General features: G+C 46.2%; 17 protein-coding genes. 13 read left to right on the top strand and 4 right to left on the bottom strand.

Annotation, left to right across the window (positions count from 1 at the left end):
* The first annotated feature begins 11 nt into the window (after nt 1–11).
* The 10 genes from OI18_RS17450 (at nt 12) to OI18_RS17405 (ending at nt 6,968) form a co-directional block, all read left to right on the top strand.
* Nucleotides 12–1,982 (top strand): DUF3857 domain-containing protein, encoded by a 1,971-nt coding sequence (locus OI18_RS17450; RefSeq protein ID WP_039142113.1) that lies wholly within the window; start codon nt 12–14, stop codon nt 1,980–1,982.
* 74 nt (nt 1,983–2,056) lie between these two features.
* Nucleotides 2,057–2,548 (top strand): hypothetical protein, encoded by a 492-nt coding sequence (locus OI18_RS25270; RefSeq protein WP_152616866.1) that lies wholly within the window; start codon nt 2,057–2,059, stop codon nt 2,546–2,548.
* An 8-nt stretch (nt 2,549–2,556) separates the two neighbouring features.
* The gene (locus tag OI18_RS17440; RefSeq protein WP_039142109.1) at nt 2,557–2,946 is read left to right on the top strand and encodes a DoxX-like family protein; all 390 of its coding nucleotides are present in this window, start codon (nt 2,557–2,559) and stop codon (nt 2,944–2,946) included.
* Nucleotide 2,947: 1 nt separating this feature from the next.
* Entirely contained in the window at nt 2,948–3,715 is a 768-nt protein-coding gene (locus OI18_RS17435; protein WP_205410068.1) for a DUF2071 domain-containing protein, read from the top strand.
* Nucleotides 3,679–4,431 carry a class I SAM-dependent methyltransferase gene (locus OI18_RS17430; protein WP_039142106.1) on the top strand — a complete coding sequence of 251 codons (753 nt, stop codon included), beginning with the start codon at nt 3,679–3,681 and terminating at the stop codon, nt 4,429–4,431. Before OI18_RS17435 ends, OI18_RS17430 begins: the two co-directional genes overlap by 37 nt.
* Nucleotides 4,432–4,435: 4 nt before the next feature.
* A complete protein-coding gene (locus OI18_RS17425; RefSeq protein WP_039142104.1) occupies nt 4,436–4,828 on the top strand; it encodes a hypothetical protein in 393 nt (130 codons plus the stop codon).
* A 55-nt stretch (nt 4,829–4,883) separates the two neighbouring features.
* On the top strand, nt 4,884–5,303 hold the full coding sequence (locus OI18_RS17420) for a hypothetical protein (protein ID WP_039142102.1): 420 nt from the start codon (nt 4,884–4,886) through the stop codon (nt 5,301–5,303).
* The gene (locus tag OI18_RS17415; protein WP_039142099.1) at nt 5,300–5,932 is read left to right on the top strand and encodes a hypothetical protein; all 633 of its coding nucleotides are present in this window, start codon (nt 5,300–5,302) and stop codon (nt 5,930–5,932) included. Before OI18_RS17420 ends, OI18_RS17415 begins: the two co-directional genes overlap by 4 nt.
* A gap of 32 nt (nt 5,933–5,964) precedes the next feature.
* Complete coding sequence (locus tag OI18_RS17410; RefSeq protein ID WP_039142096.1) at nt 5,965–6,447, top strand: hypothetical protein; 483 nt, start codon at nt 5,965–5,967, stop codon at nt 6,445–6,447.
* A complete protein-coding gene (locus OI18_RS17405; RefSeq protein ID WP_152616865.1) occupies nt 6,417–6,968 on the top strand; it encodes a hypothetical protein in 552 nt (183 codons plus the stop codon). Before OI18_RS17410 ends, OI18_RS17405 begins: the two co-directional genes overlap by 31 nt.
* Before the next feature lie 38 nt (nt 6,969–7,006).
* Here OI18_RS17405 and OI18_RS17400 read toward each other — a convergent pair whose 3' ends face one another.
* Nucleotides 7,007–8,242: an acetyltransferase domain-containing protein gene (locus OI18_RS17400; RefSeq protein ID WP_052273334.1), complete on the bottom strand. Its 1,236-nt coding sequence runs from the start codon at nt 8,240–8,242 to the stop codon at nt 7,007–7,009.
* A gap of 258 nt (nt 8,243–8,500) precedes the next feature.
* On the opposite strand from OI18_RS17400, the gene OI18_RS17395 reads away from it, so the two are divergent.
* Nucleotides 8,501–9,055, top strand: coding sequence for a YceI family protein (locus OI18_RS17395; RefSeq protein ID WP_039142276.1), 555 nt, complete (start codon nt 8,501–8,503; stop codon nt 9,053–9,055).
* Nucleotides 9,056–9,064: 9 nt separating this feature from the next.
* Here the strand turns inward: OI18_RS17395 and OI18_RS17390 are convergent, their stop codons facing one another.
* The 3 genes from OI18_RS17390 to OI18_RS17380 are packed head-to-tail and all read right to left on the bottom strand — an operon-like array spanning nt 9,065 to nt 12,740.
* Nucleotides 9,065–10,522, bottom strand: coding sequence for an amidohydrolase family protein (locus OI18_RS17390; protein WP_039142092.1), 1,458 nt, complete (start codon nt 10,520–10,522; stop codon nt 9,065–9,067).
* Nucleotides 10,523–10,566: 44 nt separating this feature from the next.
* Nucleotides 10,567–11,865, bottom strand: a complete 1,299-nt coding sequence (locus tag OI18_RS17385; protein WP_039142090.1) for an NCS2 family permease — start codon at nt 11,863–11,865, stop codon at nt 10,567–10,569.
* A gap of 23 nt (nt 11,866–11,888) precedes the next feature.
* Complete coding sequence (locus tag OI18_RS17380; protein ID WP_039142088.1) at nt 11,889–12,740, bottom strand: NAD(P)-dependent oxidoreductase; 852 nt, start codon at nt 12,738–12,740, stop codon at nt 11,889–11,891.
* A 124-nt stretch (nt 12,741–12,864) separates the two neighbouring features.
* Here OI18_RS17380 and OI18_RS17375 point away from each other — a divergent pair, with 124 nt between their 5' ends.
* Nucleotides 12,865–13,473 (top strand): RNA polymerase sigma factor, encoded by a 609-nt coding sequence (locus OI18_RS17375; RefSeq protein WP_052273332.1) that lies wholly within the window; start codon nt 12,865–12,867, stop codon nt 13,471–13,473.
* A 91-nt stretch (nt 13,474–13,564) separates the two neighbouring features.
* Entirely contained in the window at nt 13,565–14,767 is a 1,203-nt protein-coding gene (locus OI18_RS17370) for a FecR family protein (RefSeq protein ID WP_160290253.1), read from the top strand.
* The last annotated feature ends 133 nt before the right edge of the window (nt 14,768–14,900 follow it).

Raw genomic sequence — 14,900 nt, 5'->3', positions numbered from 1 at the left:
CTGCCTTATATATGAAGAAACTTACGCTCAGTGCCCTTTCGCTGTTCATGCTTGCTACGGCTTATAGCCAGGCTATTCCTGCAATTGACAGGGAAACCTGGAAGGAAAAACCAACCCTTCACAAAATTGACAGCCGGTTCAGTGATGAATCTGCAGTGATCCTGTCTGATATCCGGAGAATCGAATTTATCGATGATGCCAAAGGCAGTGTGCAGGCATACAAAACGCTGCATAAAATTGTTCATATAAACGATGACAAGGGGATTGAAAGCTTTAATAAAATATACCTGCCGGTTTCAGACAATTCAGACCTGGTGGACATCAAGGCAAGAGCCATTTTGCCAGGCGGAAAGATAATTGAGCTTGATAAAAAGAACATCAAGGATCTGCAGGAAGACAATACTCTCTATAAGATCTTCGCAATGGATGGCCTGGTAAAAGGCTGCGAAATTGAGTACTACTATACTTTTCAGATGGGTGGTAGCTTTTTTGGTCGGGAGGTGATGCAGATGGGGATCCCGGTATTGCAGGCACAGTTAAGTGTTGTGTCACCGGAAAGATTGACATTTGATATGAAGACCTACAACAGTGATGTAAAATCCTCCGACACTGTTTTAAATGCCAAGAGATATTCGAATGTTGAAATGAAGGATCTGGCCGGTGTGGAAAATGAAAAATATTCCACCTATACAGCCAACCTGGCGCGGGTGGAATTCAAGCTGTCCTATAATGCAGCGAGAAGTGCTACGGAACGCCTTTTTACCTGGAATGAATTTGCTAAGAGAGTATATGAGAATTATACCACATTCACAGAGAAGGAGCTTAAAAAGACTGAGAAGCTGATTGCGGAAAACAAATGGAATACACTGGCCGGCGAAAGGGAAAAGATCATCGCTGTAGAGAATTATATCAAGAAAAATATTGGTACACGCGAGGACTTTACCGGGGAAGACGCGCGCAATATTGAATTGATACTTAAGAATAAGATCGCTGGCTTTGTCGGTGTCATGCGGCTGTACGGTGCCGTCTATAACAAACTGGGCATTGACATGCAGTTTGTACTGGCGGGGAACCGTTCGGAGTTTACTATCGATAAAGGTTTTGAAAACTGGAACAACTGCGATAATTACCTCATTTATTTCGTAGGACAGAAAAAGTTTCTCGCACCTACCAGGATAGAACTACGCTACCCATGGATCGATCCATATTGGGGAAATACCTATGCGCTGTTTTGCAAGGGTACAACCATCGGAAGTTTTACCACTGCGGTTGCAGAAATCAAGCCTGTGCCATTGGAAGATTATATGCACAATTCCAGCGATATTATTGCGAAGGCCGAGTTGAATGCAACAACAGATACACTTATTATTAATACAAGTCATTCTTACCGGGGCTATTCCGCAAGTGTTTACCGCGCAGTATTTAACTTCACTTCTGCTGAACAACAAAAACTTTACATGAAGGATTTTGTGAAGTTTGGGACCAATTCAGAGCATATAGTTTCGACGGGCCTGCAGAACCAGGATTTTGAAAGTTATTCCGACAACAAACCATTTGTGCTCAATGCGACTGTAAAAGCCAGCGAGTTAATTGAAAAGGCTGGCAGTAAACTGCTGGTAAAGATTGGTGACCTAATTGGACCCCAGGTAGAGATGTACCAGGAAAAGCCGAGACAGTTTTCCATGGATGTTGCATATCCCCATACCCTTGGTCGGAAGATTGAATTTGTTATTCCTGAAGGTTATGTTGTTAAGAACCTTAAGGAGCTTATTATCAATGATACCTACCAGGAGAACGGTCAAACCACCATGGGTTTCGTTTCGAATTATAAGCAGGAGGGAAACAGGATAATGATTGAAGTGATGGAAGAATACAAGAAGACGACTTATCCTTTAACACAGTACGATGCATTCAAGAAGATCATCAATGCTGCCGCTGATTTCAACAAAATCATCCTGGTGCTTGAGAAGAAGTCAACCTGAGCCCATGTAACCGTTAAATCTGTCGATTTTACCTTAATTCCTTGAACTTTGGCTATCACCTAAAAAATACTGGTATGAATACTAGAATTATCCCGATAGCCGTTCTTTTTATGGGTTTTACGCTAAGCTCTTTTGCCCAGACCTCTGATGCTGAAACTGAAGCAATTGTGAACTTGCTGGGAGTGCAGAAGAAAGAGGCGATAGCCAAACTGGTTCAGGTATCTGGAAAAGACTCTGTTGCGTTCTGGAAAATTTATGATGAGTATCAACAAAAGAACCTTGCAACTGCCAAGTCAAGAATCAAGTTATACGAACAAACGGCGCATGCTTATGGCAACATGACACCGGCAACTGCCGATTCTCTTGCAAATAAATATTTTGAAAACAGGGTTGGACAGGAAAAAAGCCTGGAAGAATATTATAAAAAGATCAAAGCGGCAACCAACGCTGTGGTTGCTTTTGAATTCTACCAGGCAGAAGTGTACTTACTGACCCAGATTCGGGCTTCCATTATGCAGCAGATCCCCACTTACGGTCAGGTCGAGGCTGCCAGGAAGAACCGGTGATGATATGAATGAAGGGAAATAAGAAATACCAGCTGATAACCTTTTTGATCGCGACGGTCTGGCTGGTTAACGGATTATTTTGCAAAGCTCTGAACCTCGTGCCAAGACACGAGGAAATTGTTGCAAGCATACTGGGCGACAACAATTCAAGATTTTGGACTGTACTGATAGGCATTGCAGAAATCCTGATGGCCGGCTGGATCATAAGCGGAATCTGGCCTCGGCTAAACACGGTATTGCAGGTCATTGTCATTGCAGCGATGAACATACTGGAATTTATACTTGTGCCGGACCTCCTGCTTTGGGGGCGAATCAATTCAGTCTTTGCTTTCCTTTTTGTTCTTTTAATCTGTTATAATGGGTTTTGCCTTGGAAAGAAATTAGCCTACCAGTCCTGATATGTTGTCATTCTTAAAGAACCATCCCTTCGCTGTTGAAGCATTTTTTGAAAGCTCCCTTGTTCTCACCTTTGCTGTTCCTAAGGAGCAATTGCAATACATGATTCCTGGATGCCTTGAGCTTGATACTTTCAATGACAAATGGGCCTTCATTGCCATTGCCATGGTGCAAACGAAAGGCCTGCGACCCAAAGGATTCCCGGCATTCATGGGTAATGATTTTTTTCTTATCGGTTACAGGGTGTTTGTCCGTTTCAGGAACGAGGAGGGCAGAAACCTGCGGGGATTGTACATCCTGAAATCCGAAACCAACAAAAAGAAAATGGAAGTTCTCGGGAATATCTTCACGCACTATGATTACTCAACCACTGACATATCTCAGAGCTGGCATGATGACCTGCTTCAAATTAGTTCCCTTAAATCCGGATTTGACCTGAAAGTTCGGATCCCTGGAGGAGACCATGTGCCATTGCCTGTTGGCTCGCCCTTTTCCGACTGGAAAGAAACAAGGAGGTTTGCAGGCCCGTTGCCATTTACATTCACTTATGATTCTTCTTCCGGAAAAGTGCTGGTGATCGAAGGCGTCCGCAAAGACTGGAAGCCCATGCCTGTTCAGGTGGTAGATCATCAGTTTTCTTTTATCAAACAACTCGGGATAGATAACATTCAGCTGGCCAACGCTTTTATTATCCGAAACATTCCCTATTACTGGAAAAAAGGCAAAATTGAACAATGGAGCAAAATAGACGACAATTCCAGGGTGTCCTGAATATCCTGAGCTTTAACAGGCATTATTATGTCTTTGGGTTTGCAGTACTGCTATCATTGTTTATCAGTCGGTTGTTTATAGAGTGGCCTGCTGATGTTTTATGGATAATCGCTTCGGCATTCATATATGGACTGCTAATACCTTTGTTTGTTTCTGCCTATGTGTATGATTTTTCCGGGTACTATAGGTTCGACTGGCTAAAACAGGTCTTCCAGGAATGGCCTGAGGCCGGACTGATTGTCAATATTAACGCTGGCTTTGATGAAACGAGTTTTATCCTGAAAGAAAAATTTCCGCTCTCAGAAATCCGGGTGTTTGATTTTTATAATTCGAAACGCCACACGGAACCTGCCATCAAAAGAGCCCGGAAAGTGAGCATGATTTACCCTAATACAAAGACGATAAGTTCTGACTCAATTCCGCTTCAGGACAAGACGGTCGATGTTGTGTTTCTATTATCAGCTGCACATGAGATCAGATCGCAGGAGGAGAAAGTAATGTTGCTGAAAGAATGCCATCGGTTATGCAAACCCGGTGGAAAAGTTGTAATGGTTGAACACCTGCGTGATTTTCCCAATTTCCTTGCATTCTCTGTCGGGTTTACACACTTTTTTTCCAGAACGACCTGGAGACATGCATTTGAAGCGGCCGGTTTCTCTACTTTTAATGAGACCAAGTTCACGCCGTTTATGTCAATTTTTAATTGTAGCCACTAGCCTTATGGAAATTCACCTCAGGATAATAGGAACTCTGCTGGTCATGCTGGCTTTGGTTCACCTGTATTTTCCCCGTTATTTTGACTGGAAACGCGATTTCAGTACGGTAAGCATTGTCAACCGGCAAATGTTTTATGTCCATTCCTTCTTTATAGCATTCGTTGTTTTACTTATGGGTATACTGTGCCTGACTTCCGCGCAGGAACTAGTGAATACAAGCCTGGGAAAAAAGATCTGCTTATGCCTGGGGGTTTTTTGGTTGGCAAGACTGGTAATCCAATTCTTTGGATACTCTTCACAACTGTGGAAAGGAAAAACTTTTGAGACAACCATTCATGTGGTGTTTTCAATTTTCTGGACATATATGAGTCTGACTTTCATTATCGCATATTTGTAATGATAAACCTTAACTGTAGAATAATGAGAACATCGCTTTTACTATTTTCAACTGTATGAAAAGTCTAACCAAACTCCTTGTTTTTGTTCTTGCGATTACCAGCCTTATTCCCCTTAAGATTGGCATGCTGACCTTGCATGACCATGCAAACGCAGTAGAATTCTTCGGTCTTCAATCGCTGTCGCCCGACATAGAGAAAATATTTCTGGTTCTCGGAGCGTTTATCCTTGCATCTATGGTCATGCCGGTGCTGGCCATAGTGTGGCTGATAAAAGGTAAGTCCGAGGGCTTTGTACTTTCCTACATAGTTGGTTTTATCGCATTTGCCAGAGGAGCGCTGACGCTTATCAATTTTGAAAGGCACGGCATCACGGGGGCAAGACTTTCGGTCACACCAATGATAGTAGGTTTTATAATCCTGATGATCACCTTCATTGCTGCTAAGCAGCGTGCCATTAAATCAAAAAATCCATGATAAAAATTTGTTGTACCCTCTTTGCGTTTCTTTCCCTATCCATTGTTACAATCGCACAATCAACCGATGCTGCCGCAGTTAAGAAAGCTTTTGACAACTATAAGTCTGCAATCCTGAATGACAAAGGAGAAGACGCAGTGACCTATGTTGACTCCCGGACTTTAAAATATTATGATCATATCCTTGAGGCTGCTAAACATGTGGACAGCAGCAAGCTCAACTCCCTGCCGCTGATCGATAAAATCACCATTCTGACTTTCCGGCACCGGGCTTCAAAAGAAGAGATAACGTCCATGGATGGGAAAGGATTGTTCATCTACGCTATTAAGAACGGAATGGTAGGCAAAAACAGCGTTGCCAATAATACCATTGGGGAAGTCACCATCGACAAGGATTTCGCAAAAGGGCAGTTGGTTGTCCGGGGTAATGCAGTTCCAATGTACTTTCATTTTTACAAGGAACAGGCAAACTGGAAATTAGACCTTACATCCCTGTTTCCCATTGCAAACATGACCTTCAAGAAAATGATCGAGGATAGTGGCGAAGAAGAAAATGAGTTCCTGCTTAACCTGCTTGAAATGATGACCGGCACAAAACCCGGCCCGGAAATCTGGGAAGCTATGAAATGAATTATTAAACCTTTTAGCAAATAAAGGCAGATATGAGACTTATCTTATTGCTTCTGGGTTTTATGTTTTTAGCATGCTCTAATGCGGAAGATAGTTCGATTTATGGGAGGTGGCTGCCTGCTAAAATTGTTGTTTTAGATGAAGCGCGACATGAACGGCAATTGGACTATGACAGGTCAAATATTGATTCATTGGTTTCGGAACGTGTTAAAGGACATCCGGACTCGATAGCTGAATTGATCGGAAGGGCAATCAGAAATCAAGGACTGGTAGCAATTACTTTCCATAAAGATTCAACATTTTCTATAGAGAACTACGACCATATTGTTGGTAATACAGTTTCCGGTAAGTGGAGTAGAAATAATTTAGATCAACTGGTGTTGGATTTTTCGGGAAGTGAGATTTTTTTTTATTACAAAGTTTCCCATTTAAGTGATGATAGCCTGGTTCTGAGACAATATGGCAAGTCATTTAAAGAAGATTATTGGAGTGTGGAGTATTTTCTAAAGGATTAATGATGTTCCAGACATTTCTTATAAAAACAAATGATTCAGATTCAATGCTGGTTTCGTTGGTCGGCGCATTGTTGTTTATAGTTTCTATTTGTTTATGGGCATTTAAAGTCGGTGATGCAATTTCATTATCCTGTACTCTCCTGGGGATTGTATTGGTAATAATTGGAATCGTTGGAGGAAATGGTCGAAGCCTTTATGAAGTTGACCAGCAGCGAATAATCAAAATTGAAATGGACAGGATTGTAGTTGGAACTGAAGCATTCGAATTCAATAAAATAGATTCCCTTGAGTTTCACTATCATTCTTTTCTTAATCAATCTTCACTTGGATATTTTACTGAGACGGCAGGTGCAATTGAACACGGTATCAATAACGTTGTCAATTTTAAGTTGGGCGATCGGAAAGTATCCGAACGTTTTTTTATTTCAAGTATCCAACATGCGGATAAGTTTTTCTCCACTTTAAAAGTGCTCAAAGAAAATGGTATACAATACAATCTTTCCTTCCGCAAATACAGGTGACCAACACTGCCACAGCTTCTTAGCATAAACCATCCCCCTCAGAAATAACTCAGCCACTTTTTGTTCGCCTGGTGCGCCCGCTTGTATTCACTGAAACGTAGGCATAGCGGGTATAACATCACCAGCACAACTATCCATATCAGGTAAACGATGGGCAGGGTAAAACCATATCCTTTCAGTTGCGGGTTGGCAGTTACCCAGTTCGTGAAGTTTACCATATCCGATGCAGGATGGCCCGTCATCATGGCTGCCAGCACCCCCATGCCATGGATGAGGGGAATATGCAACAGGTAAAAAAACATCGGCACGCGGCCAAATACAGCTGCTGCAGAACTGATCTTATTCAATGGTCGCTCGGCATATGCGAGGAAGAGCAGGGCAGGACCGATTGTCATGAGTATGAACAGCAGGGAAGGCGGGTATTTTGTTGTATTGACAAACGAGAAAACAGTGAAGAGGAAATTCTTTTGCTCCACCCAGGGTGATGGATTGCCATAAGTATTCGTCCATCGCAGAACGATAAACAGCAGTATTGCTCCTAAGCCTAAATTACGCAATGTTCTTTTGCGATCATTCGCAGCTATCTCCGAAGTAAAGAGATTGCCAAGACAAAATCCGAATGAAATGATGCCAATGTAAGGGATCACAGGATACCCGATCACAACATTGGAATTGCCGAAACGGAAGCCCGAAAAATTCGGCTCATGCAGCACGGACCAAAGGAATGCCGGGATATTATCACCCGCCACATGTATTCCATCAAGCATATTATGGCCAAACATCAGCGCCAGCGAAAGTAACAACAGTACCGGTCGGGGTAAATAAACCAGTAACCCAAGTGCCATCATGCTCAGGCCGAATGCCCAGATCACCTGCAAGATGAAAACCTGGTAATGCGGATTGAATGTCCACGCCAGCGTAATAATGAACAGTTCTACGATAACCAGCCAAAGCCCGCGTGTAAACAGGAAAGTGGAAAGTGCCTTACGTCCATTCTTAAGTCCATAGAGACAAGCCGAGATCCCCGCAAGCAACATGAAATTAGGTGCGCAGTAATGGGAGATCCATCGGGTGAAGAAAATAGGACCACTGGTATGTTGCAGATCCATCGGATCATAATAATATGAGTACGCATGAAAATAATCACGGACATGGTCAAGTGCCATAATGATCATGATGATTCCGCGTAAAAGATCAATTGATTCGATCCTCTTTATTTTCAGGGCAGTTATTGGTGCGCCGGTTTGAAGGGGACTAACGGTTGGTGTTTCCATTTGCATCCAAAGTTCGTACGTAAAATGATATTTTATCTTTTTCGTAATCCACTTATTGTCAATAACTTATTTAACAATGTAGAGAATGCAGGTTTTTTCCGCTGGGACCCCGGTGTCTGCCCACCTGCCGCAAAACTTCCCACGAAAATCGCGAAAGTGTGGAACTGGTGGGACAGTTATACCCGCGAAAACCAAGGACGCGATTTGCAGGACAGAATACGTGTTCCTGCGTTATCTAATCCTAAAAAGCACTTTCTTATGGCAAACATTACATGGACAGCTGACCCGGCGCACTCTGAAGTGGTGTTTAAAGTAAAACACCTGATGATCACTACCGTAACCGGGTATTTCCGCAAGTTTGAGATCGTTGTGGAAACCGAAACGGACGATTTTAAAACCTCAAAGAAAATTGAATTCATTGCAGATATAAGTTCAATTGATACACACAACGAACAACGTGATACTCACCTGAAATCGGCAGACTTCTTCAATGCGGAGGAACAAAGCCAGTTGCGTTTTGTAGGTAACAAGTATGAAACGGATGGCGATGAAGTCAGCCTGCACGGCGACCTGACCATCAGGGGCACAACTAAGCCCATCACCTTAAAAGTAGAATTCGGCGGTATCGTAGTTGATCCTTACGGACAAACAAAGGCAGGATTTACTATTGACGGGAAAGTCAGCCGCAAGGAATTCGGCCTCATGTGGAATGCGGTTACCGAAGCAGGTAGCGTGGTGGTAAGCGATGACGTGAAAATCCATGCGGAAATACAGCTGGTTAAACAAAATGTTCCGGTTGCTGCGAAACAATAGGTCTGAAGATTATTTTGAAGCCCGCTCCGCGTCCAGCTTTTGCTTCACGCTCCTTACATCCGCAAGAATTCCGTCGAGCGCAGCGCGATCAAAGTACCTGCCCCTGCTGTAAACGCCATATACCTGGCGTACTGCTTTTATATCTTTTAATGGATCCGCGTCGAGGATCACCAGGTCTGCGGTCTTACCCACTTCAAGCGAGCCAGTCTTGTCGGCCTTCCGGAGAAATAATGCGCCATTGATCGTAGCCGTGCGCAGGATCTCTGCCGGCTTCAGTCCTGCCTGTTGGAAGATCTGCAATTCATCCACCAATGATTCACCCGGATAAACAAATGTATTCAGTGCTGCTTCATCACTTCCTGCAATGATGCGGATGCCGGCTTGCTGGAAATGGGGCACCTGGCTCACCCCAAAACGATACCTTGTCTTACGGTCAGCTTTCTGTTCCGCCGTTTCGTTCGCCATCCGGCCGATCCGCCATTGGTATGCATCAGTGTATAATTTGGTCAGGTAGGTGGTCATCATGCTGTCCTGCAGGTGATTGTCTTCATCGAGGAATGAAAGCTGTCTTCCGCCGATCAGGGTGGGGGTGACCGTTAGTCCTTTCTTTGCCAGCCGTGCATAGTTTCTATCCGCGGTCTCCTGGTTAAAAGTGGCCTGGTATAACCTGTTCGCTTCCTGCCTGGTAATTTTTCCTGCCCTCAGTTGTTCCACAATTCCATTCTCATCGCAACCCAGGCGTAGCAGGTAGCTGGAATGCTCTACGCTGGAGAATCCTGCATCCAGCATTTCTTCAATTGTGAGTTCCAGCGGCACATGCCCCGATACGAGGTAGCCACGCTTATGCGCTTCCTTAATGCTGGCAAGAAAAAGCGGACCGGCAAGCGTGTTCTCCGTGATCTTGATGAAATCTACTTTCAGGCTGTCGAGTTTGTCGAGCATCCGGTTCATCTCGGTTTCGTTCTCAATTTCAAGATCGCCCTTCCAGATGGAATTTTTCCCTTCGAGCTTGAGCCCGGCAGTAAAGATGGTTGGTCCCACGAGCTTGCCTGCATTAATGCTGTCCCTCCAGTTCAACACCTGCAGACCCAGGTCGCTGGCACAATCACGGATTGTCGTGATTCCATACGTGAGGAAAAGTGGAAGCAGTGCTTCGTTGTCGCGCACGAGCGCCTGCCCCTCGAGGTGTACGTGGTTGTCCCACAATCCCGGGATCAGGTACCTGTCCTGCGCATCAACCTGGTTCTGCTTTGGTACTCCTTTGCTTAGCCGGGCATAATCACCGATAGCCGCAATGGTCTGTCCCTTGATCAATATGGCTTTCTCTTTCCGAATCTTACCCGCTACCACATCAATGATGCGCGCATTGTAAATGAGTTGAGTTGCCGGAACTTTGTCCTGGCAGAATACAAGGGCTGGTGACAACACAATACAGCACAACAGCATCAATGAAAACAATCGAACCATCACGGTAAATTTCGGGCGAAGATATTGAACCTGCAGACATCCCGTTATTCAATCACAACTGCAAGCACGCAGAACAGGTCAATGATCAGGAGGGCGGGCGACAATTCACGCCTCTTCCCCACTGCAAACTTGATGACCGTCCACCCCAGGAAACCCCAGATAATGCCCTGTGTAATAGAATAGCTGAAGGGGATGATCACCATGGCAAGGAAAGCAGGGAAGGCGTCGTCCAGCTGCATCCAGTTGATCTTTGTTACCGGGCGTAACATAAAGGTTCCGACAAGCACGAGGGCAGGAGCGGTCGCAATTGCGGGTACCATGGACAGTAACGGGGCCAGGAAAAGAAAGGGCAGGAAAAGAATGGCTGCCACCACGGCCGTTAGCCCGGTCCGGCCACCTTCCTCAATGCCGACGGCAGATTCAATATAAGCGGTACCCGGACTGGATCCCACCAGGCCGGCGAGTGTCGTGGATACAGCATCGGTAACGAGTGCGCGCTTGACGTTCCGTGGATCACCGTTCTCGTCAACCAGGTTGGCCGCTTCTGCAAGTCCAACCAGTGTCGACAGGCTATCGAAAAGGTCTGTAAATACGAATGCAAAGATGACCGGCAGTACAGCGAATTTCAGTGAACCCGCCAGGTCGAGTGTAAACAGCAGGCTGAAGTCGGGCATGGCCACAAGACCCTTGTAATTGACCAGTGTCGTTTCTCCCCAGCCACGTCCGAGTGTAGCCGCCAGCAGGGTGGTTGCTACGATCCCCAGCAGGATGGCGCCCTTGACCTTCCGGACGATCAGTACTGCTGTGAGGAACAACCCCGAAAGAAACACGAGTACGGGTGGCGTAAACTTACTGTGACCGATAATGGTAGCGGGATTGTGAACAATAAATCCTGCATTCGATAGTCCAATCAGTGTAATGAAAAGCCCGATACCCGCGGCAATGGCATAGCGCAAGGGTCGGGGAATCGCCTTTACAATGAATGTCCGGATATTGAATACCGATAGCAACAGGAAAAACACCCCCGACCAGAAAACCGCTCCCAGCGCAGTCTGCCACGGAACTCCCATGCCAAGCACCGCACTATAAGTGAAGAATGCATTCAATCCCATGCCCGGCGCAACAATGATCGGGTTATGCGCGTACAGTCCCATCATCACCGAGCTGAAAAAACAAACCAGCACGGTTGCGGTGAGAACTGCTGCGAATGGTAGCCCGGCATGGCTGAGAATACCCGGGTTAACCACAATGATGTAGGAAGTGGCGAGGAAGCTCGATACACCCGCAAGGATCTCCGTTTGTGCGGTGCTGTTGTTTTCCTTTAACCTGAAGTGTGAAAGCATGTATTTAAATGTAAATAAACCTGTCACATGCGTGAATCCTTTCCCAGCACGGTCCAGTCGTCGTTCCCGTGACCTTCAGCGATCAACTGGTCCATCTTTTTTGCGATGGCAGGAACGGCTATGAAACCTTTGCCGGCTTTAGACGCGGTATCCATGAACAACTGGGTGTCTTTCCTTGCCATGCTTAATTCCCATGACGGGTTATCATATTTGCCGCCTGCGACTTTTTTCAGTCGTGCCTGCAGGATCATCGCCGGGTTCCAGATGTCGAAGAGTTCACCGACATCTGAAGAAGGAATGTTCAGCGCACTTGCCAATGAAAGCGAATCGGCGATACCGGCTGTGAAGCTTACCAGGAATAAGTTGCCAACCAGTTTCATGCCTGCTGCTTTACCCGGCTGCTCGCCGTAGTTGATCAGCCTGCCCGTCATTGCCGAAAGTTGTGGTTCCAGTTTGCTGATGAGCTGCTGGTCGCCGGAAACAAGCATGAAGCCAGTACTCTCGAGTGCATTGACTGGCCCCATAAATACCGGGGCATGGAGGTATGTATAGCCACGCTCTTTCCAGAGATTCGTTCTTTCTATAGAGCCTTCAACCGATGTGGTGGTGTGATCGACAATGATCGCTCCCGGTTTAAACCCGCCTTGCGCCAGGTTCAGTACGTCGTTCACGGAAGCATCATCCTTCAGGGTTACATGAATAACATCCGCATTCCTTACGGCATCGGCCGCTTGCTCAAATGCTTTTGCGCCTTCGCCTGCAAGTGCGCCTGCCTTGCCCGGCGTCCGGTTCCAGACCTGCACTTCAACTCCTTTCTTCAGCATCGCCTTTACAAAGTTTGTCCCGAGCAATCCCATTCCTAAAAATGCAACCATGAGCTTATTGTTTGTATAAAGATAGGCTAAGTAGCTTTCAACTGGCGGGTGAAATGGCCCGCGCCGCTTCTGCTTTTACCCGATTTTCTTTACATTGCATAATTGAAAAAAGACGATACGCATATTGGTTAGGGACGATTCATATGCAGACGCAGCACTTGTCAGGCAGGTAACGGAAGGAAGTGAAGCTGCTTTCACTGAACTTTTTCACCGCTATAAATACAGGTTGTTCGGCTTCATGTATAAGCTCACTGAATCGGCAGAAATGGCCGAGGATGTGGTGCAGGAAGTGTTTGCGCTGATCTGGAAAAACAGGTCAAAGCTCGGGGAGATCGAAAACCTGGATGCTTATATTTTCCGGATGGCGCAGAACCAGGCCATCAATGCTTTCCGCAAGACTGCCAGGGAAACACTGGTACTTTCTGAATTGAAGCAGGCCTTACCCTCCCCGGTAAGTACCGAGCAGGCATTTGAGGCGCGCGACCTTGAAAAGACTATCCAGGCCCTGGTAAACCGGCTGCCGGCCCAGCAAAAGCTCGTATATACGCTGAGCCGTGAACAGGGCCTTAAGCACCACGAGATCGCCGTCCAGCTCAACATTTCCCCCGGAACTGTCAAGAACCATATGATCCAGGCATTGCGCACGTTGCGTCGCCATCTCGATGAATTCCCGCAACAGCCGAAACTGGTACTGTGGTTCATTGCCCTGGCGACATTGTTTAAAAGTCAATAAGTCTCGAAGAGAAAATATTTTCTCCCTTCGACTATGCCTCTTTTTTCTGCCGATTGTCTTTCCATATCAGACATTATAATTTTTTATGCCTGTGGAGAGAATTTACGCGCTTACTGACCGGTTTTTAAAAGGAGAAACGACTGAAGAGGAGAATGCGGAACTAGCCCGGCTGGTGGGCCAGGCGGATAATGATGAGCAGCTGGCGGACTTATTGTCCCATGCCTGGCAGCGTTATGAACCCTCTGATAATATCAGGCAACTTGCTGATTCCCACCTGAAAGATGTTCCCGCCAGGATCCTGGCTTCCGAAGAGGCTGTCAAACCTGCACCCGTAGTCAGCATGCGCAAAACCTGGTTGCGCATTGCGGCAGTTTTCCTGCTGGTGATCGCCGGCGCCATCACCTGGTACAGCATCCGTCAAGCGGACCGCAAACCAACTTCCCAACTGGCCTCAGTACAGGCAGACCTTCTTCCCGGTGGCAAAAAAGCCACACTCACCCTTGCCAACGGTTCCGTGATCGAACTCGACAGCAGTGCGAACGGAAACCTCGCATCGCAGGGTGATGTGAAGATTACTAAGCAGGGTGGTATCCTCACCTACACCTTCAGCGAAGGCAAAACACCGGTTACGAACGGTGCTGATGTCAATTTTAATACCGTCGCAACGCCGCGCGGCGGGGAATACAGCGTGATACTTCCCGACGGATCACGGGCCTGGTTGAATGCAGCGTCATCTATCAGGTTTCCGACCTCATTCCCTGGTAATGAACGAAGAGTGGAGATTACCGGTGAAGTATACCTCGAAGTTAAACCCACCAGGGAAAAGAAGCCTTTTATCGTCGATATCAAACAATCTTCAGGCAAACAGGGAGAAGTTGCCGTATTAGGCACGAAGTTCAATATTAATGCTTACCCGGATTTATCAACTATTAATACCACGCTGGTTGAAGGCAAGGTAATGGTCAGCGCCGGTAACCGGGAACCTGCATACCTGGCGCCGGGTCAGCAGGGACGGATCAGTAACGACAGAATTGCTGTTCATACCGTGGATACCGAACCGGTGATGGCCTGGCACAATGGCCAGTTCGCTTTTGTGAATGCCGACATCCATGAAGTGATGCAGCAACTTGAGCGCTGGTATGATATAGAAGTTTTTTATGCTGCGAAAGTCCCTGATGAACGATTTGAAGGCACCATTCCCCGCAGCAGCACCATCGACGAGATCTTCAGCATTCTTGAACTCAGCAAACTGCGCGTAAAACGCGAGGGCCGCAAGGTCACCGTATTACCATAAAAACCAAACCAAAACAAAACAACTGCAAATGAGAAAATTAAAACCTCCGGAAGCTTAGATACCATACGCCCATAAAAACGCCCATAAAAAAAACCGGCAGCGCTGCAACGCTTCCGGTATGGATCGGGCGAAC

Source organism: Flavihumibacter solisilvae (assembly GCF_000814475.1).
Taxonomy (GTDB): domain Bacteria; phylum Bacteroidota; class Bacteroidia; order Chitinophagales; family Chitinophagaceae; genus Flavihumibacter; species Flavihumibacter solisilvae.
This window is presented reverse-complemented; position numbering and strand designations above follow the sequence as displayed.

What these genes read in the sequence shown, in the direction of transcription:
- OI18_RS17450 (WP_039142113.1), top strand. Translation starts at nt 12, where the DNA reads ATGAAGAAACTTACGCTCAGTGCCCTTTCGCTGTTCATGCTTGCTACG.
- OI18_RS25270 (WP_152616866.1), top strand. Translation starts at nt 2,057, where the DNA reads ATGAATACTAGAATTATCCCGATAGCCGTTCTTTTTATGGGTTTTACG.
- OI18_RS17440 (WP_039142109.1), top strand. Translation starts at nt 2,557, where the DNA reads ATGAAGGGAAATAAGAAATACCAGCTGATAACCTTTTTGATCGCGACG.
- OI18_RS17435 (WP_205410068.1), top strand. Translation starts at nt 2,948, where the DNA reads ATGTTGTCATTCTTAAAGAACCATCCCTTCGCTGTTGAAGCATTTTTT.
- OI18_RS17430 (WP_039142106.1), top strand. Translation starts at nt 3,679, where the DNA reads ATGGAGCAAAATAGACGACAATTCCAGGGTGTCCTGAATATCCTGAGC.
- OI18_RS17425 (WP_039142104.1), top strand. Translation starts at nt 4,436, where the DNA reads ATGGAAATTCACCTCAGGATAATAGGAACTCTGCTGGTCATGCTGGCT.
- OI18_RS17420 (WP_039142102.1), top strand. Translation starts at nt 4,884, where the DNA reads ATGAAAAGTCTAACCAAACTCCTTGTTTTTGTTCTTGCGATTACCAGC.
- OI18_RS17415 (WP_039142099.1), top strand. Translation starts at nt 5,300, where the DNA reads ATGATAAAAATTTGTTGTACCCTCTTTGCGTTTCTTTCCCTATCCATT.
- OI18_RS17410 (WP_039142096.1), top strand. Translation starts at nt 5,965, where the DNA reads ATGAGACTTATCTTATTGCTTCTGGGTTTTATGTTTTTAGCATGCTCT.
- OI18_RS17400 (WP_052273334.1), bottom strand. Translation starts at nt 8,242, where the DNA reads ATGGAAACACCAACCGTTAGTCCCCTTCAAACCGGCGCACCAATAACT.
- OI18_RS17395 (WP_039142276.1), top strand. Translation starts at nt 8,501, where the DNA reads ATGGCAAACATTACATGGACAGCTGACCCGGCGCACTCTGAAGTGGTG.
- OI18_RS17390 (WP_039142092.1), bottom strand. Translation starts at nt 10,522, where the DNA reads ATGGTTCGATTGTTTTCATTGATGCTGTTGTGCTGTATTGTGTTGTCA.
- OI18_RS17385 (WP_039142090.1), bottom strand. Translation starts at nt 11,865, where the DNA reads ATGCTTTCACACTTCAGGTTAAAGGAAAACAACAGCACCGCACAAACG.
- OI18_RS17380 (WP_039142088.1), bottom strand. Translation starts at nt 12,740, where the DNA reads ATGGTTGCATTTTTAGGAATGGGATTGCTCGGGACAAACTTTGTAAAG.